17 protein-coding genes are annotated in these 15,624 nt (G+C 30.1%); all 17 read left to right on the forward strand.

Annotated features, from left to right (window positions below; genetic code table 11):
• Positions 1-59 precede the first annotated feature (59 nt).
• Positions 60-959, forward strand: coding sequence for an NAD-dependent epimerase/dehydratase family protein (locus tag DCO46_RS19130; RefSeq protein WP_116754089.1), 900 nt, complete (start codon positions 60-62; stop codon positions 957-959).
• A 1-nt stretch (position 960) separates the two neighbouring features.
• Positions 961-1,509, forward strand: a complete 549-nt coding sequence (rfbC, locus tag DCO46_RS19135) for a dTDP-4-dehydrorhamnose 3,5-epimerase (protein ID WP_116754090.1) — start codon at positions 961-963, stop codon at positions 1,507-1,509.
• Positions 1,509-2,357: a dTDP-4-dehydrorhamnose reductase gene (gene rfbD, locus DCO46_RS19140; RefSeq protein ID WP_116754091.1), complete on the forward strand. Its 849-nt coding sequence runs from the start codon at positions 1,509-1,511 to the stop codon at positions 2,355-2,357. The genes rfbC and rfbD overlap by 1 nt, the downstream gene beginning before the upstream one ends.
• Positions 2,358-2,389: 32 nt before the next feature.
• Positions 2,390-3,259, forward strand: coding sequence for a glucose-1-phosphate thymidylyltransferase RfbA (gene rfbA / locus DCO46_RS19145; RefSeq protein WP_116754092.1), 870 nt, complete (start codon positions 2,390-2,392; stop codon positions 3,257-3,259).
• Positions 3,260-3,292: 33 nt separating this feature from the next.
• The gene (locus DCO46_RS19150; RefSeq protein ID WP_116754093.1) at positions 3,293-4,255 is read left to right on the forward strand and encodes an MraY family glycosyltransferase; all 963 of its coding nucleotides are present in this window, start codon (positions 3,293-3,295) and stop codon (positions 4,253-4,255) included.
• Positions 4,255-4,680, forward strand: coding sequence for a WxcM-like domain-containing protein (locus DCO46_RS19155; RefSeq protein ID WP_116754094.1), 426 nt, complete (start codon positions 4,255-4,257; stop codon positions 4,678-4,680). Before DCO46_RS19150 ends, DCO46_RS19155 begins: the two co-directional genes overlap by 1 nt.
• On the forward strand, positions 4,673-5,812 hold the full coding sequence (locus DCO46_RS19160; protein WP_116754104.1) for a DegT/DnrJ/EryC1/StrS family aminotransferase: 1,140 nt from the start codon (positions 4,673-4,675) through the stop codon (positions 5,810-5,812). Before DCO46_RS19155 ends, DCO46_RS19160 begins: the two co-directional genes overlap by 8 nt.
• Before the next feature lie 167 nt (positions 5,813-5,979).
• Complete coding sequence (locus DCO46_RS19165) at positions 5,980-7,947, forward strand: polysaccharide biosynthesis protein (RefSeq protein ID WP_116754095.1); 1,968 nt, start codon at positions 5,980-5,982, stop codon at positions 7,945-7,947.
• A gap of 148 nt (positions 7,948-8,095) precedes the next feature.
• Complete coding sequence (locus tag DCO46_RS19170) at positions 8,096-8,962, forward strand: ABC transporter permease (RefSeq protein ID WP_116754096.1); 867 nt, start codon at positions 8,096-8,098, stop codon at positions 8,960-8,962.
• Between the two features lie 42 nt (positions 8,963-9,004).
• A complete protein-coding gene (locus tag DCO46_RS19175) occupies positions 9,005-10,273 on the forward strand; it encodes a polysaccharide ABC transporter ATP-binding protein (protein WP_116754097.1) in 1,269 nt (422 codons plus the stop codon).
• 10 nt (positions 10,274-10,283) lie between these two features.
• A complete protein-coding gene (locus DCO46_RS19180) occupies positions 10,284-10,982 on the forward strand; it encodes a WbqC family protein (protein WP_116754098.1) in 699 nt (232 codons plus the stop codon).
• Positions 10,975-11,589: a class I SAM-dependent methyltransferase gene (locus tag DCO46_RS19185; RefSeq protein ID WP_165829022.1), complete on the forward strand. Its 615-nt coding sequence runs from the start codon at positions 10,975-10,977 to the stop codon at positions 11,587-11,589. Before DCO46_RS19180 ends, DCO46_RS19185 begins: the two co-directional genes overlap by 8 nt.
• The gene (locus DCO46_RS19190) at positions 11,586-12,251 is read left to right on the forward strand and encodes an acetyltransferase (RefSeq protein ID WP_116754100.1); all 666 of its coding nucleotides are present in this window, start codon (positions 11,586-11,588) and stop codon (positions 12,249-12,251) included. Before DCO46_RS19185 ends, DCO46_RS19190 begins: the two co-directional genes overlap by 4 nt.
• A gap of 1 nt (position 12,252) precedes the next feature.
• On the forward strand, positions 12,253-13,059 hold the full coding sequence (locus tag DCO46_RS19195) for a phytanoyl-CoA dioxygenase family protein (protein ID WP_116754101.1): 807 nt from the start codon (positions 12,253-12,255) through the stop codon (positions 13,057-13,059).
• Positions 13,060-13,131: 72 nt separating this feature from the next.
• Entirely contained in the window at positions 13,132-14,184 is a 1,053-nt protein-coding gene (locus DCO46_RS19200) for a class I SAM-dependent methyltransferase (RefSeq protein ID WP_165829024.1), read from the forward strand.
• 5 nt (positions 14,185-14,189) lie between these two features.
• On the forward strand, positions 14,190-15,089 hold the full coding sequence (locus DCO46_RS19205) for a hypothetical protein (protein WP_116754103.1): 900 nt from the start codon (positions 14,190-14,192) through the stop codon (positions 15,087-15,089).
• The coding region (locus tag DCO46_RS19210; protein ID WP_207784980.1) for a hypothetical protein at positions 15,090-15,624 on the forward strand (535 nt) is incomplete at its 3' end.

Consider the following 15,624-nt stretch of genomic DNA (forward strand, 5'->3'; position numbering starts at 1 on the left):
TTTTCTAAAAATAAGATAAAGTTTAGATTTATTTGGAAAATCATTGGAGTTATAAAAAAATGAAAGTTATAATTACAGGCGCTTCAGGTTTTGTTGGAAAGAATCTCTCAAATTATCTCTCAAATTCATGTGAGGTAAACAATATTTCCTTGCGTAATCAGGTTTGGAAAGAAAATTTTAATGCTGATGCTATTGTTCATTTGGCGGGAAAAGCGCATGATACTAAAAATATAAGTGACGCTTCAGAATATTTTAATATCAATACAGAATTGACTAAAGAATTATTTAATTATTTTCTGGATAGTGAAATTAAAGACTTTATTTATTTTAGTAGTGTAAAAGCTGTTGCAGATGAGGTGTCGGATATATTATTTGAAAACTTTCCTGCAAATCCCAAAACTGCATACGGACAATCAAAATTAAAAGCAGAAGAGTATATTTTGTCAAAAGAAATCCCTCAGGGTAAAAGAATATTTATTATCAGGCCTTGTATGATTCATGGACCTGGTAATAAAGGGAATTTAAATTTGCTATATAGCATTATTCAAAAGAATATTCCATATCCATTGGCAGCATTTAAGAATGAAAGATCATTTTTAGGGATTGATAATCTTAATTTTATGATTAAAGAAATTCTTGAAAAAAAGAATATAGAGTCGGGAGTTTATAATTTTTCAGATGATGAAATGTTATCGACTAATGAACTGGTAAAATTAATATCTTCAGTTTCAAATAAAAAAAATTGGTCTGTTGCTATTCCTAAAGTTTTAATAAATGGTGCAGCTAAATTTGGAGATATCATAAAATTACCTCTAAATTCTGAAACAGTACAAAAATTGACAGAAAATTACAGAGTATCAAATCAAAAAATAAAATCTGCTTTGGAAATTGAAAAACTCCCATATTCAACCAAAGAAGCACTTGAAAAAACGATTAAAAGCTTTAACATACATAATTAAAATGAACATTGTAAAAACATTTATAAAAGATTTAATTATAGTGGAGCCTACTGTTTTTGGTGATGAAAGAGGTTATTTTTTTGAATCATATAGTAAAACTAAATTTTTAGACTTGGGTATTGATATTGATTTTGTGCAGGACAATCAGTCCTTTTCTAAAAAAGGGACTTTGAGAGGGCTACATTATCAAAACCCTCCTTTTGCGCAAACAAAATTAATTCGTGTTTTAGACGGGGAGATTATCGATATCGCAGTAGACTTAAGAAAAAAATCTCCAACTTATGGAAAAGTATTTACCATTCTACTGTCTGCAGAAAATAAAAAACAATTATTAGTACCTCAGGGTTTTGCACATGGTTTTTCTGTAATAACTGAAACAGCTTCTATAATGTATAAATGTGATCAGTTTTATAATAAAGCTTCTGAAGGTGGAATTAAATATGATGATCCCTCTCTTAATATTGATTGGGGAATGGATTTAGAGAAGGCTATTGTTTCAGAAAAAGATCAGATCCTTCCTTTTATTGAAGACTGTAATAGTTTGTTTTAATGGAAAAAATAGTAGTAACGGGGTCAAATGGACAATTAGGATCAGAATTTAGATTATTGTCTAAAAATTATACTCAATTCGAATGGTTTTTTGCAGACAGAAGTCAGGTTTCTTTAGATAATTTATCCATTTTAGAAAAACAAATAGAAGAAATTCATCCAAACATAATTATTAATTGTGGAGCTTATACAGCTGTAGATAAAGCAGAATCTGAAAAAGATCTTGCTGATACAATAAATCATTTAGCCGTTGGAGTTTTAGCAAAATGGTCTTTAAAAAATAATGCAAAGTTAGTACATATATCTACCGATTATGTGTTTGATGGAACATCATCAGTAGCTTTAAAAGAAGACGCTGCAACTAATCCAATTAATGTTTATGGGGCAACTAAGTTAGCTGGTGAAAAACTATGTCAGCAACAAAACCCTAATGCAGTAATTCTTCGCACATCATGGGTATACTCAGGTTTTGGTAATAATTTCGTTAAAACCATGTCTCGCTTAATGCAGGAAAGAGATAATCTGAATGTTGTGAATGATCAAATAGGAAGTCCAACATATGCTGCTGATTTAGCACAGGCAATTATTGACATAATAATGCATTCAGAATGGCAGCCGGGAATTTTTAACTTTTCAAATGAAGGAGAAATTAGCTGGTATGAATTTGCATTAGCGATACAAGAAACAGGAGGTTATAATTGTGAGGTGGGCGGAATTCCGTCTTCATCATACCCAACACCCGCAAAACGCCCGGCATACTCTCTATTAGATAAATCAAAGATTAAAGAAATATACCAGGTTGATGTCCCATATTACAAGGATAGTTTAAAAAAAATGATGAACTTGTAATTGTACGTCATTTGAATTTTATATAAAAAAATATGAAAGGAATTATATTAGCAGGAGGTTCAGGTACGAGATTGCATCCTCTAACTTTAGCAGTTAGTAAACAATTAATGCCGGTTTACGATAAACCAATGATTTATTACCCTTTGTCAACTTTAATGATGGCAGGTATTAATGAAATTTTAATTATATCAACACCTCATGATTTACCTCACTTTAAAAAACTTTTAGGAGATGGTAACAATATTGGATGTAAATTTAGCTATGCCGAACAACCTAATCCAAATGGTTTGGCACAGGCATTTGTAATTGGTGAAGAATTTATTGGCAATGATAAGGTAGCTCTGGTTTTAGGCGATAATATCTTTTTTGGTACTCATATACAACAGCTATTAAAAGAAAATGCTAATCCGGAAGGAGGAGTTGTTTTTGCTTATCATGTTTCAGATCCGGAACGTTATGGAGTTGTTGAATTTGATGATAATAAAAAAGCAATTTCTATAGAAGAAAAACCATTGGAGCCAAAATCAAACTTTGCTGTTCCCGGATTGTATTTTTATGACAATTCAGTTGTTGAAATTGCTAAAAATATCAAACCAAGTGCGCGAGGCGAATATGAAATTACCGATGTGAATAAAGTTTACCTGAAACAAGGAAATCTAAAAGTCGGAATCCTAAGCAGAGGTACAGCCTGGTTAGATACCGGAACATTCAATAGTTTAATGCAGGCTGGACAATTTGTTCAGGTTTTAGAAGAACGTCAGGGATTAAAAGTGGGTTGCATTGAAGAAATTGCATGGAGACAAGGTTTTATCACTTCAGAGCAATTAAGAGAATTAGCTGAACCGTTAAAAAAATCTGGTTATGGTGAATATCTTTTAAATATTTTAAAATTTAAGATCTAACATAAAAACATTTTTAAAGTTGTTACTCATCTCATGATTTACACCATTTTATTTTTTATATTATTCATACTCGAGTTATTATACTTTAAAGTTGCAGACAAGTTCAATATTATTGACAAACCAAATCTTCGTAGCTCGCATACAGAAATTACATTAAGAGGCGGAGGTATTATTTTTTGGCTCGCAGCATTGCTTTATTTTGCTCAGAATATTGAATATAATTATTTCTTCTTTACCGGAATTACTTTGGTCAGCTTAGTCAGTTTTTGGGATGATATACAAAGTCTTTCTAATAAAATCAGAATTTCAGTTCATTTTCTGGCTATTAGTTTGATTTTTTATGATTTAGGCGTGTTTAATAGTGTACCCATTCCTGGAATTATATTAGCCTATGTTTTTGCTATTGGAATTATAAATGCCTATAATTTCATGGATGGAATAAATGGAATAACAGGTTTGTATACAATAGTGGTAATGGGCGCTTTATGGTATGTGAACAAAAGTGTACAGCTTTTTATTGATACAGATTTTATAATATATCCGATACTGGCAAGTGTTGTTTTTTTATTTTTCAATTACAGAAAAAAAGCAAAGTGTTTTGCAGGTGATGTGGGAAGTATTGCCATTGCTTTTTGGATAATTTATCTACTTTTAAAACTAATTTTAAATACCAACTCCATTGTCTGGCTTCTGTTTTTGGCAGTTTATGGAGTAGATGCAATCTGTACAATTTTGCACAGATTATATCTCAGGCAAAATATTTTTGAAGCACACAGACTTCATTTTTATCAGATTTTAAGTAATGAATATAAAATCCAGCATAGAATTGTATCCTTAATTTATGCTGTAATTAAAAGTATTATTTCATTTGCAGTTATATTTTTATATCATAAACTGGATGCGCTTACACTTTTTATTGTAATTATACTTCCACTCGTTTTGATATATTCTGCAAAATTTTATATGCTTAAAAAAGCAAGTTTAAAACTAAGCTAATGAAACCAAAAATCATTCAGGGTGGAAATTTTGAAGATCACAGAGGAACTATTTCTTATGTAAACGATTTCAGTTTTAAGGATATTGAAAGGTTTTATATTATAAGTAATTGTGAAACAAACCCTATTCGCGCCTGGCAGGGACATAAACTTGATGCTAAAAATTTTTATTGTATAAGTGGTTCTTTTAAAATTCATTTTGTAAAAATTGATAATTGGGAAAATCCATCAAAAGATTTAACTATTGAAACAATAACGGCATCTGTAACTGACAGTAAAATTATTCATATACCAGCCGGATATGCAAACGCCATAGAATCATTAGAAAAAGATTCAAAACTGATTTCATTTTCAACTTTGCCTTTATCACAAGTCAGCGAAGATGATATTAGGTACGATTCAAATTATTGGAATGTCAATGGCTGATAAAAGAGTTTTTTTGTCCTTGCCTCGGTTAAGTGGAGAAGAACAGAAGTATATTCAAAAAGCATTAACTGATAATTGGATTACTTCAGGAGGGCCAAACGTCAATGATTTTGAAAATGATTTGAAAGCATATCATGGCAATGATGTTTTCGTAGCAGCGTTAAATTCCGGAACTTCAGCAATTCATCTGGCATTAATTTTATTAAAGGTCAAATCAGGAGATGAAGTTATATGTCAAAGTATGACGTTTTCTGCATCTGCAAACCCTGTTTTGTACCAGGGAGGCACTCCTGTTTTTGTTGATAGCGAAAAAGAAACCTGGAATATTTGTCCGGAAAGACTGGAAATTGCCATAAAAGCCAGAATTGCTAAAGGAAAAAAACCAAAAGCAATTATTGCAGTTCATTTATACGGAATGCCATATAAAGTAGATGAGATTCATGCTATAGCTGATAAATATGGAATACCTGTTATAGAAGATAGTGCAGAAGCTCTTGGTAGTCATTACAAAGGAAAAAAATGTGGCACTTTTGGCACTTTTGGAATTTTTTCATTTAATGGAAATAAAATAATTACTACTTCGAGCGGTGGAGCACTTATCACTAATTCACAACAAATAAAAGAAAAAGCTATTTTTTATGCTACGCAGTCAAAAGATGAGGCTGTTCATTATCAACATAGTGAAATAGGGTATAATTATAGAATGAGTAATGTTTGTGCAGGAATTGGAAGAGGCCAGATGGAAATTTTAAATTCTAATTTAGAGTCTAAAAAACAAATTCATAGTTTTTACGTTGATTTATTTAAACACATAAATGAAGTTGCAGTTTTTGAAAATATAAATTCTGATTATGATTCAAATTATTGGTTGAGTACCATATTAATAGAACCCACTCAGAATATAAATAGAGATATTTTGTTACAGGCTTTTGAAGAAGCCAATATAGAATCAAGACCTTTATGGAAACCGATGCATCTTCAGCCTTTATTTTGTAATTATCCTTATTATGGAGATAAAGTTTCTGAAGATTTGTTTAATAAAGGTTTATGTCTGCCATCCGGAACGAATCTTACTGATTCCGAAAAGGCAAGGATTAAAACCGTTATAAGCAAATTGTTCAAAAACTCTTAACAAACGACAGTATCTTAAATATCTAAGATTAGGATTAAAACTGCAATAATTTCGAGAAAAAGTTGAAGTCAGGGTAAACTTGTTATTTTTAATTGAAATAAATTTTTTAATATCTTTAATTCGTATTTTTGTATAAATTACATTCTAGACTATCAAAGTAAACCAAATTGAATACAGAGAAACAAACCAAAGTTAGTGACTTCTTGCATAATTATTTTTCGCCAAGAAATCTAAGAGCCAATATCAATAACCTTAGCTATTTACCAAGGTGGATTATTGTTGGTATTGATGTAATGGTATTGGTTTTTTCCTTTACTTTTACTTATATGCTGTTTGAAGGAACAGCTTTGGGCTATATAATTACTTCACATCATTTTTATTTTGTAGCCAGTTTAATTTTTGTAAATGTTTTTTTCTTTTGGTTATTTAGGACGTATTCAGGTATTATTCGACACTCATCCTATATTGATGCTATAAAACTGTTGTTTTCCCAAATGTCAGTTTTGGTGTTTTTTTTATTTTTCAATCTGATTTTTGAATTGTATTTTGGACATAAGGCTTTCTTAAATACAGCATTATTTATAAATTTAGTACTGTCATTTTGTGGTTTGTTTTTATACCGGGTTATTGTAAAACAAACCTTTGAATTATACTTTTCAGAAAAAGCCAATTCTAAATTAATAAGAACTGTTATTTACGGAACAGATGCAAATGCAATTTCTGTTGCAAATGCATTAAAATTTGAAACACCTTCTCGTTTTAAAATTGTTGGATTCGTAGATAAAAATAATCAGAATGCATCTAAACGTATGTTAGATTTGCCAATTTTGATTTTAAGAAAAAAATTGCCGGCTTTAATGCGTTCTGTAGCGGCAGAAGGTGTAATTATCGCTGATAAAAGTTTGTCTAAAGATGAGCAGTTAATTATTGTAGATCAGTGTTTAGAATTTAACTACAGAGTTTACACCGTACCATTGATTTCTGACTGGGAAAATCAAAAAGAAATTTCTCAGAAAGTAAAAAATATTCAGATTGAAGATTTATTAGAAAGAAAACCGATAGTATTAGATAGTAAGTCAATTTCTAAACAATTAAAAGACAAAACAGTTCTTATTACCGGAGCCGCAGGTTCTATAGGAAGTGAAATTGTTAGGCAGGTATTAGGGTTTAATCCAAAAAGAGTGATAATCCTTGATCATGCTGAAACTCCCCTTCATAATTTATGCTTAGAAACCTTAAGCATGAATTCAGAAACAAAGATTGTGGCAGTAATTGCCGATGTAAGAAGTAAAAAAGCGTTAGAAAAGGTTTTTAAAACATATAATCCACATGTAGTTTATCATGCTGCGGCATATAAACACGTTCCTTTAATGGAAGAAAATCCTTCGCAGGCTATTTTAACCAACATAAAAGGAACTAAAAATCTGGCTGATTTATCCTGTAAATATAATGTCAGAAAATTTGTTATGGTTTCTACTGATAAAGCAGTTAATCCCAGCAATGTTATGGGGGCCAGTAAGCGAATTGCAGAGAAATATGTACAGTCTTTATCTTTGAAAAATCAAAAAGAAAATATAGAGACCGCTACAAAATTCATTACGACCCGTTTCGGAAATGTTTTAGGCTCAAACGGATCTGTTGTTCCCTTGTTTACAAAACAAATTGCTGAGGGTGGACCTGTAACGATAACACATCAGGACATTATTCGTTATTTTATGACTATTCCTGAAGCATGTCAGTTGGTTTTAGAGGCTGGTGCAATGGGTAACGGGGGAGAGATTTATATATTCGACATGGGTAAACCGGTTAAAATCATAGATTTAGCCAAAAAGATGATCAAACTTGCAGGTTTTATTCCTGATAAAGAAATAAAAATAAAAATCGTAGGTTTGAGGCCTGGAGAAAAGTTATACGAAGAATTGTTAAATGATACTTCTAAAACACTCCCAACCTATCATAATAAAATTATGATTGCGCAGGAAATACAAGACGAGTATGAAAATTTGCATACTGAAATTGATGAGCTTATCGGAATTGCAGATTTTTATGACAACGATGATATAGTAGCTAAAATGAAGAAAATAGTTCCTGAGTTTAAAAGTATGAATTCTGCTTTTGAAGTTCTGGATAAATAATTTACATTTGGTGAAAATTTAGATTAAGAGGTGTTTTTTTAAAACACCTTTTTCTATTTTTAAATAATTTTTAAAAGGGTAAAAATCTTGTTAATTATTTGAGTTTTTTAAACTTTTAGGCGACTAAAAATAAATGCCATAAACTAAAATGAATAATTCCCCAAATTCCAATGAATGGCTGTTTGAAATAACGCCAAAAAACAAGTTCTTTACTTTAAATCTTAAGGAAGTATGGCAATATAGAGATTTGTTGTTTCTGTTTGTAAAACGTGATATTATAACCGTTTATAAACAAACTGTACTAGGGCCACTTTGGTATTTGATTCAACCGTTATTTACATCTATTACTTTTACAATAATCTTTAATAATGTTGCCGGTATTAATACGGGCAAAGTTCCTCCATTTTTATTTAATCTGGCAGGAATTACTGTTTGGAATTATTTTACTGCATGTTTAAATGGTACATCGAATACATTTGCAGGCAATGCTGGAATTTTTGGTAAAGTATATTTTCCCAGAATCATTACTCCTCTATCGGTTGTAATTTCTAATTTGATAAAATTTGGAATTCAGTTCTTTATATTTATTGCATTTTATATTTATTTTTATTGTCAAAATCCGGTTTTTCAGATAAATGCATCTGCTGTTTTTTTTCCTTTTCTTATAGTGTTAATGGGGATTTTGGGACTTGGACTAGGAATGCTGATATCTTCCTTAGTAACCAAATATAGAGATTTTAATAACCTCGTGAGTTTTGGTGTTCAGCTTCTTATGTATCTTTCAGCGGTTATGTATCCAATGGAGTTAATCAAGGAAAAATTGCCAAAATTTGGATGGCTTGTAGCCTACAATCCATTAGCATATATAGTCGAAACTTCTCGTTGTATGCTTTTAAATGTTGGTGAAATTTCAACTTTGGGTATACTCTATACTTTTGTTTTCACATTTCTTATATTTTTTATTGGGCTTTTAGCATTTAATAAAACAGAAAAAAGCTTTATTGATACAGTTTAGATATCTAGTCTACGGAAACAATTATTTAATCAAACTTCACAATTGGAAAAAGACATTATTTTAAAGGCTGAAAATATTTCTAAACAATATCGTTTAGGACAAGTAGGTACTGGAACTTTGATTCACGATTTAAATCGATGGTGGCATGAGATCCGTGGAAAAGAAAATCCATATCTAAAAATTGGCGACACAAATGATCGTTCAACTATAGGTACTTCAGAATACGTGTGGGCACTACAGGATATAAATTTCGATGTTGAACGTGGAGAAGTTCTCGGGATTATTGGTAAAAATGGAGCGGGTAAATCAACATTGTTAAAAATACTTTCAAAAGTAACTTCACCAACTATAGGAAGTATTAAATCACGTGGAAGAATAGCATCGTTGTTAGAAGTTGGGACTGGTTTTCACGGCGAAATGACCGGTCGTGAAAATATTTTTTTGAATGGTGCAATCTTAGGTATGACCAAAAGGGAAATTGCCTCAAAACTGGATGAAATTATTGAATTTTCTGGCTGTGAGCGTTATATTGATACTCCTGTAAAAAGATATAGCTCCGGAATGACTGTTCGTCTTGCATTTGCTGTCGCAGCTTTTCTAGAACCTGAAATTTTAGTTATCGATGAGGTTCTAGCTGTTGGTGATGCCGAATTTCAGAAGAAAGCTATTGGTAAAATGCAAGATATCTCCAGAGGAGGAGGAAGAACTGTTTTGTTTGTTAGTCATAACATGGCAGCAGTAGAAACCTTATGTACAAGAGTAATCAGCATGAAGAATGGCAGAATCCATGGAGATGGAGATCCAACAAAGATTATATCAGATTATTTGCAAAGCAGTTCTTTTTCTGAACGTATGATATCTTTCGAATCCACTGACAATGCCAAGGGAAATGAAAATATTAAAATTATGTATGGAGCAATAGAAAATGCTTCATCTGAAAATACTACTGATATTATAGATGTGACTTCTGAAATTGATTTCAGATTGAAAATTATCAATCAGACAAAACAATCAAGAATTTCTATAGGATATGATTTGTTAACTATAAAAGGTGATGTTATCTTTGGTTCTGGAGGTAAATTTGATTGTAATATTAACGAAGTTACAGATGTTTCTTGTCGAATTCCTGCTAATTTTTTGAATGATGATGTCTATCAAGTTTATTGTTACTTTCACACAAATGAAATGAAAGAACTCTTTAGTGATCAGGAATTATTGACTTTTGAGATAAAAGATGTGAAAAGAGAATCAGGATATCTAGGGAGGGTTAATGGTATGATAAGACCTTCTTTGACTTGGAGTATCAAATAATAATTTTGATATGAAAAAAATTGTAATTACCCAATCAAACTATATTCCCTGGAAAGGATATTTTGATGCTATTGCATTAGCAGATGAATTTGTTATTTATGACGACATGCAATTCACTCGCAGAGATTGGAGAAACAGAAATATAATTAAAACGGCTAATGGTAATAAATGGCTGACAATTCCAGTTGAAGTTAAAGGTAAGTTTTTTCAAAAAATTAATGAAACTAAAATTTCAGATAAAAATTGGAATAGAGACCATTGGAATATTATTAAAAGTAATTATAAAAAATCTAAAAACTTTAATGATTATAAAGATTTTTTTGAAGAATTATATCTGGATTCAACATCACTATATTTAACTGAAATAAATTTTAGATTTATCTCTGCAATTTGTGAAGTAATAAAAATAAAATCAAACATTCGATTTTCTTCTGAATTTGATCTGAAAGAAGAACGTTCAGAGCGATTGGCAGATATTTGTTTAAATTTGAAAGGGACAGATTATTATTCAGGACCAGCTGCAAAAGCATATATGAATGAGCAAGTTTTTAATGATGCTGGTTTAAAAGTTCATTATTTCGATTACTCAGGTTATCCGGAATATAAACAATTATACGATCCATTTGAGCATTATGTTTCTGTTTTGGATCTGATTTTTTGCGAAGGAAAAGATGCCTGTAATTTTTTTAAAATAGCTGGAAATGAATGAAATAATTAATCAAGTAAGTAATTATTACACCTTGAAAATTAAACAATTTGGGCCAGTTCCTGAAGGTGTAGACTGGAATTCGGCTGTATCTCAGGAATTACGATTTGAGGTATTGTCAAATTTAATATCAGATCAGGAAAATTTTTCAATTCTCGATTTCGGTTGCGGATTTGGTTCAATGTATGACTATTTTAGCTCTAAGTATAATTCATTTAAATATATTGGATTTGATGTCGCCGAAGAAATGATTATTGCTGCGTTGAATAAATTTCCTAAACAAGTAAACACTGAATGGACAACTACTCTGCCAATAGAAAAAACAGATTATGTTATTGCAAGTGGTATTTTTAATGTAAAACTTGAAAATACAGACGAAGATTGGCTTGCTTATATTTTGGAAACATTAAAAAAAATCAATGAAAACAGTATAAAAGGATTTTCATTTAACGTTTTAACTAAATATTCTGATAAAGAATATATGAAAGAATATTTATACTATGCGGATCCTTCCTTTTTATTCGACTATTGTAAAATTAATTTTTCAAAAAACGTAGCGTTATTACACGATTATAATCTTTATGAATTCTCAATAATTGTCAGAAAATGAAAACAAAAAAAGTTGTAATATTTGGAACTGGAGATATAGCTCAATTGGCTAAATATTATTTTGATATTGATTCAACTTATGAGGTAGTTGGTTTTACTGTTGATAAAGATTATTGTTTAACTCCAACTTTTGAAAACCTTCCATTAGTTCCTTTTGATGATATAGAAAAACATTTTTCTCCTAATGATTTTGAAATGTTTATAGCTTTAAGTTATGCTAAAATGAACAATTTGAGAGAAATAAAATATTTGAAAGCGAAAGAAATGAATTATAAAATTGCTTCTTATGTAAGCTCTCATTGTAGTTATCTTTCTCAGTTTTCTCCTGGCGAAAATGCTTTTATTCTTGAAGATAATACTATTCAGCCATATGTAAAGATTGGTGATAATGTTACTTTATGGAGTGGTAATCATATAGGACATCATTCTGTAATTGAAAATCATAATTTTATTAGTTCACATGTGGTAATATCAGGACATTGTGTTATTAAACCTAATTGTTTTATTGGCGTTAATGCTACGATTGGGCATCAAGTCATTATTGCTAAAGAGACTCTTGTAGCTGCTGGAGCTGTTATTATAAAAAATACAGAAGAAGCATCAGTTTATTTACCAGCAAGATCGATAAAGCTGGATAAAAAAAGCAGTTCAATAAAACTTTAATATGAATACTGAAAAATCATACGGAGTTAATAAGCAAACCAAACTTGAAAGTTTGCTTGATTTGCATATAGAAGAACTCCAAATAAACGGGTTTTCTATATTAGAAAATGTCTTGACTCCTCTAGAGCTGTCTAATTGCCGAATTAAACTTGACTCTATTTACGAAAAACAAAAGGAAGAATTCAGCGAGGAAAAATTAAAAAAAATCAATGAGCAAAACTTAGTAAGATGCCCTTTAGTTTATGATGAGTTTTTTTTAAATATTGCAGTTAATACCAGAGTTGTTGAAATCGTACAAAAAATGATTGGAGATTATTTTATTTTACATCTTCAAAATGGAATAATAAACATGCCAAACGAAGAACATCACCAAAGTTCATGGCATCGTGATTTACCGTATCAAAATTTTGTTATTTCAAAGCCACTTGCAATAGGTGCTCTGTACTGTATCGATGATTTTACTAACGAGTCCGGAGGAACATTTGTTTTGCCTTATTCACATAAAGTAGAATCTATTCCATCAGTTCAATATGTAGAAAAATATAGTAAACAAATAACTGCAAAAGCGGGTTCAGTAATCTTGTTTGATTCTATGCTTTTTCATAAAGCAGGATACAATTCCTCTGGTTTTATAAGAAGAGCTATTAATAATGTGTACGTTGTTCCAATTTTAAAACAACAAATCAATTTATTTAAAGCCTTAAAAGGAAAATATTCTGAAGATGAATATTTATCAAAATTTTTAGGTTATCACTCAAATAGTCCAGATAGTGATGTGGAATGGAGAAATGATAAATTTAACAGATAGAAAAAAATGAATGGCAATTGTTACGTTTGCAATAATACAGTATTTAAACCTATTCTTAAAACAAGACCTTCTATGTCCTCAGATGGAAAAACTGTAGATATAGAGATTTTTAAGGAAGAATGTGAAAATTGCGGTACTGTTCGTTCTTATGATGTTTCTTTTTTATCTGATTTTTATAATAATTCTTATAACCTCAATACAGAAAACAATGACCCGCAATATATTTATAATAATATTGCAATGCTTAAAAGTGAAATGCATTTTGAGTGGATTCAAAAACTAATTGGCAACGATATAAAAAGCATTGACAGTATTATTGAAATAGGCTGTGGAAGTGGTAATTTGCTTAATTTATTTGATGCAAAAAATAAATATGGAGTAGAACCAAGCCACGAAGCGGCTAAGTATGCTAATAAAATTGCTAATGTGCGTAATGTTAGTTATGAAGATATATCAGATGAGGAAAAGTATGATCTGATTTTGTCTACTTGTGTGATTGAGCATACAATTGACCCAAATGATTTTCTTAAAAAAAAATGGAATATAGCAAAAGAAAACAGTATAATAATTATTGGCGCACCGATACAAGATTCTGATAGTTTTGATGTCTATTTTTTAGATCATTTACATCATTTTACAACTAATCAATTTATACATTTATGTCGAAAAAATGGATTTGAAGTCGAAAGATTTGAAGTTGGCTATAAGTGTATTACAACAATAGGTTATTTCATTTTAAGAAAAGGAAAATCTACTTCGGATGTATTGGCATATGAAAAAAATAGAAATTTTTATACATCGCACAATTGGATTTTTAATTTGAATACATTTTTAGAGAATAATAAAGGAAAAAATATTGTTGCTTTTGGGTATGGTGAAACATCTTTTTTCTATCAGACTTACACTAATCTCAATTCTTATGTAAATTACTTCATCGACGATGTAAAAGCAAAATCAAATGAGAGTGTCCTTAGCGTTGAAAATGCAATTAGTTCAGGTATATTGAACGATAGTTTTTTGATTTTGCTTGCAAATCCACATTATCATGATTTTTTAAAGAAAAAATTTGAAGCAGTTCCTAACTTGCAATTTTATTCTCCATTCTCCAATACTATTAACGCTTAAGTGATATGAAATGGAATAAACTAGGTCAAATATTTAAGGTTTCAAGTAGTTGTAAAGAAATTATTTCTCATGCCTCTAATCCGCTTGCAGTTCATCTTAAAGATGATGTATTTAGAATATTTTATAGTGCAAGAAATAGTTTGAATAAATCGTCAGTATCTTTTGTTGATATAGATATAGTTACTTTAGAAAACATCAATAATCCAGATAAAGTTGTTTTTTCTTATGGTAGAGAAGAAAGTTTTTATTCTCACGGAGTTAGTATAGGTAATTGTTACTTGCAAAATGATAAACAATATATACTTTTTATGGGCTGGCAATGCAAAGATGGTGAACATTGGAGAGGAGATATTGGAAGATTAGAATTGCTTGATAAGAAAAACTTGCAGCTAAGCCCAATTCATGTCTTTATGAAAACAGACGAAGAAGATAAAATAAGTTTATCATATCCTTGGGTAATGTTTCATGAAGGTATTTATAAAATGTGGTACGGGTCAACAATAGATTGGACTTCAGAAAATGGAGAAATGATACATGTTATTAAATATGCTACATCAATTGATGGAGATAATTGGGAAAAACATGGTATTGCAATACCATATGAAATAGGAGTTGCACAAGCTTTTTCAAAACCCTCGCTAATAATTGATAATAATGGTTATCATATGTGGTATTCATATCGTAGCGGAGATGGAACAAAATATAGAATAGGATACTCTCATAGTACAGATGGAATTCATTGGGAGCGTAAGCATAATGAAAGTGGTATCAATGTGTCAAAAACAGGATGGGATTCGGAAATGATATGTTATCCATTTATTTTTGAGCATAAAGACAGTAGATATATGCTTTACAATGGTAATGAATATGGAAAGTCAGGATTTGGAATTGCAAAATTTGAGTAAATGATATTAAAAATTATTGATTTTTTTATTGGTAAAACATTATTAAATGTAAATTATATACCAGAAAACGAGTTTAAAAAAGTTTCATTTTTAAGAATTTTAACTGGTTTAATTATCTTTTTTCGTTTTTATGAAATTTTTATTTCATATTTTCTTATTGACGGCTTTAATAGGATTTCACTAGTTTTTTTAGTCACATTATTTGCTATATTATTATTTGTAATTGGATGCCTGACCCCAATAATAAATATTCTCTTAATTATTGTACTGCCAATTTTAGATTCTATTTTATCGACAAAAACACTAGGAACGACCATATTGATTAATTTGTTAGTTGTTTTGTTACTGACAAATTCGGGACGATATTTTTCAATAGATAATTTAATATTAAAGAAAGAGAATTTTTTTTCTAAGTTACTTTTTAAAAGTTACACCTTCATAGGTATACCTAATAAAGTAGGAATACAAAGAGCTTCTTTTTTCGCCTTTCTTTTATATGCTGTTATTAGTTTATTTGCATTCATTCTTCTTATTC

Source organism: Flavobacterium sp. HTF, from assembly GCF_003105115.1.
Taxonomy (GTDB): Bacteria; Bacteroidota; Bacteroidia; order Flavobacteriales; family Flavobacteriaceae; genus Flavobacterium.

Bases quoted from the DNA above. Each gene is read 5' to 3' on its own strand.
- DCO46_RS19170 (WP_116754096.1), top strand. From the start codon at position 8,096: ATGAATAATTCCCCAAATTCCAATGAATGGCTGTTTGAAATAACGCCA.
- rfbA (WP_116754092.1), top strand. From the start codon at position 2,390: ATGAAAGGAATTATATTAGCAGGAGGTTCAGGTACGAGATTGCATCCT.
- DCO46_RS19190 (WP_116754100.1), top strand. From the start codon at position 11,586: ATGAAAACAAAAAAAGTTGTAATATTTGGAACTGGAGATATAGCTCAA.
- DCO46_RS19155 (WP_116754094.1), top strand. From the start codon at position 4,255: ATGAAACCAAAAATCATTCAGGGTGGAAATTTTGAAGATCACAGAGGA.
- DCO46_RS19205 (WP_116754103.1), top strand. From the start codon at position 14,190: ATGAAATGGAATAAACTAGGTCAAATATTTAAGGTTTCAAGTAGTTGT.
- DCO46_RS19130 (WP_116754089.1), top strand. From the start codon at position 60: ATGAAAGTTATAATTACAGGCGCTTCAGGTTTTGTTGGAAAGAATCTC.
- rfbD (WP_116754091.1), top strand. From the start codon at position 1,509: ATGGAAAAAATAGTAGTAACGGGGTCAAATGGACAATTAGGATCAGAA.
- DCO46_RS19195 (WP_116754101.1), top strand. From the start codon at position 12,253: ATGAATACTGAAAAATCATACGGAGTTAATAAGCAAACCAAACTTGAA.
- DCO46_RS19150 (WP_116754093.1), top strand. From the start codon at position 3,293: ATGATTTACACCATTTTATTTTTTATATTATTCATACTCGAGTTATTA.
- DCO46_RS19180 (WP_116754098.1), top strand. From the start codon at position 10,284: ATGAAAAAAATTGTAATTACCCAATCAAACTATATTCCCTGGAAAGGA.
- DCO46_RS19185 (WP_165829022.1), top strand. From the start codon at position 10,975: ATGAATGAAATAATTAATCAAGTAAGTAATTATTACACCTTGAAAATT.
- rfbC (WP_116754090.1), top strand. From the start codon at position 961: ATGAACATTGTAAAAACATTTATAAAAGATTTAATTATAGTGGAGCCT.
- DCO46_RS19160 (WP_116754104.1), top strand. From the start codon at position 4,673: ATGGCTGATAAAAGAGTTTTTTTGTCCTTGCCTCGGTTAAGTGGAGAA.
- DCO46_RS19200 (WP_165829024.1), top strand. From the start codon at position 13,132: ATGTCCTCAGATGGAAAAACTGTAGATATAGAGATTTTTAAGGAAGAA.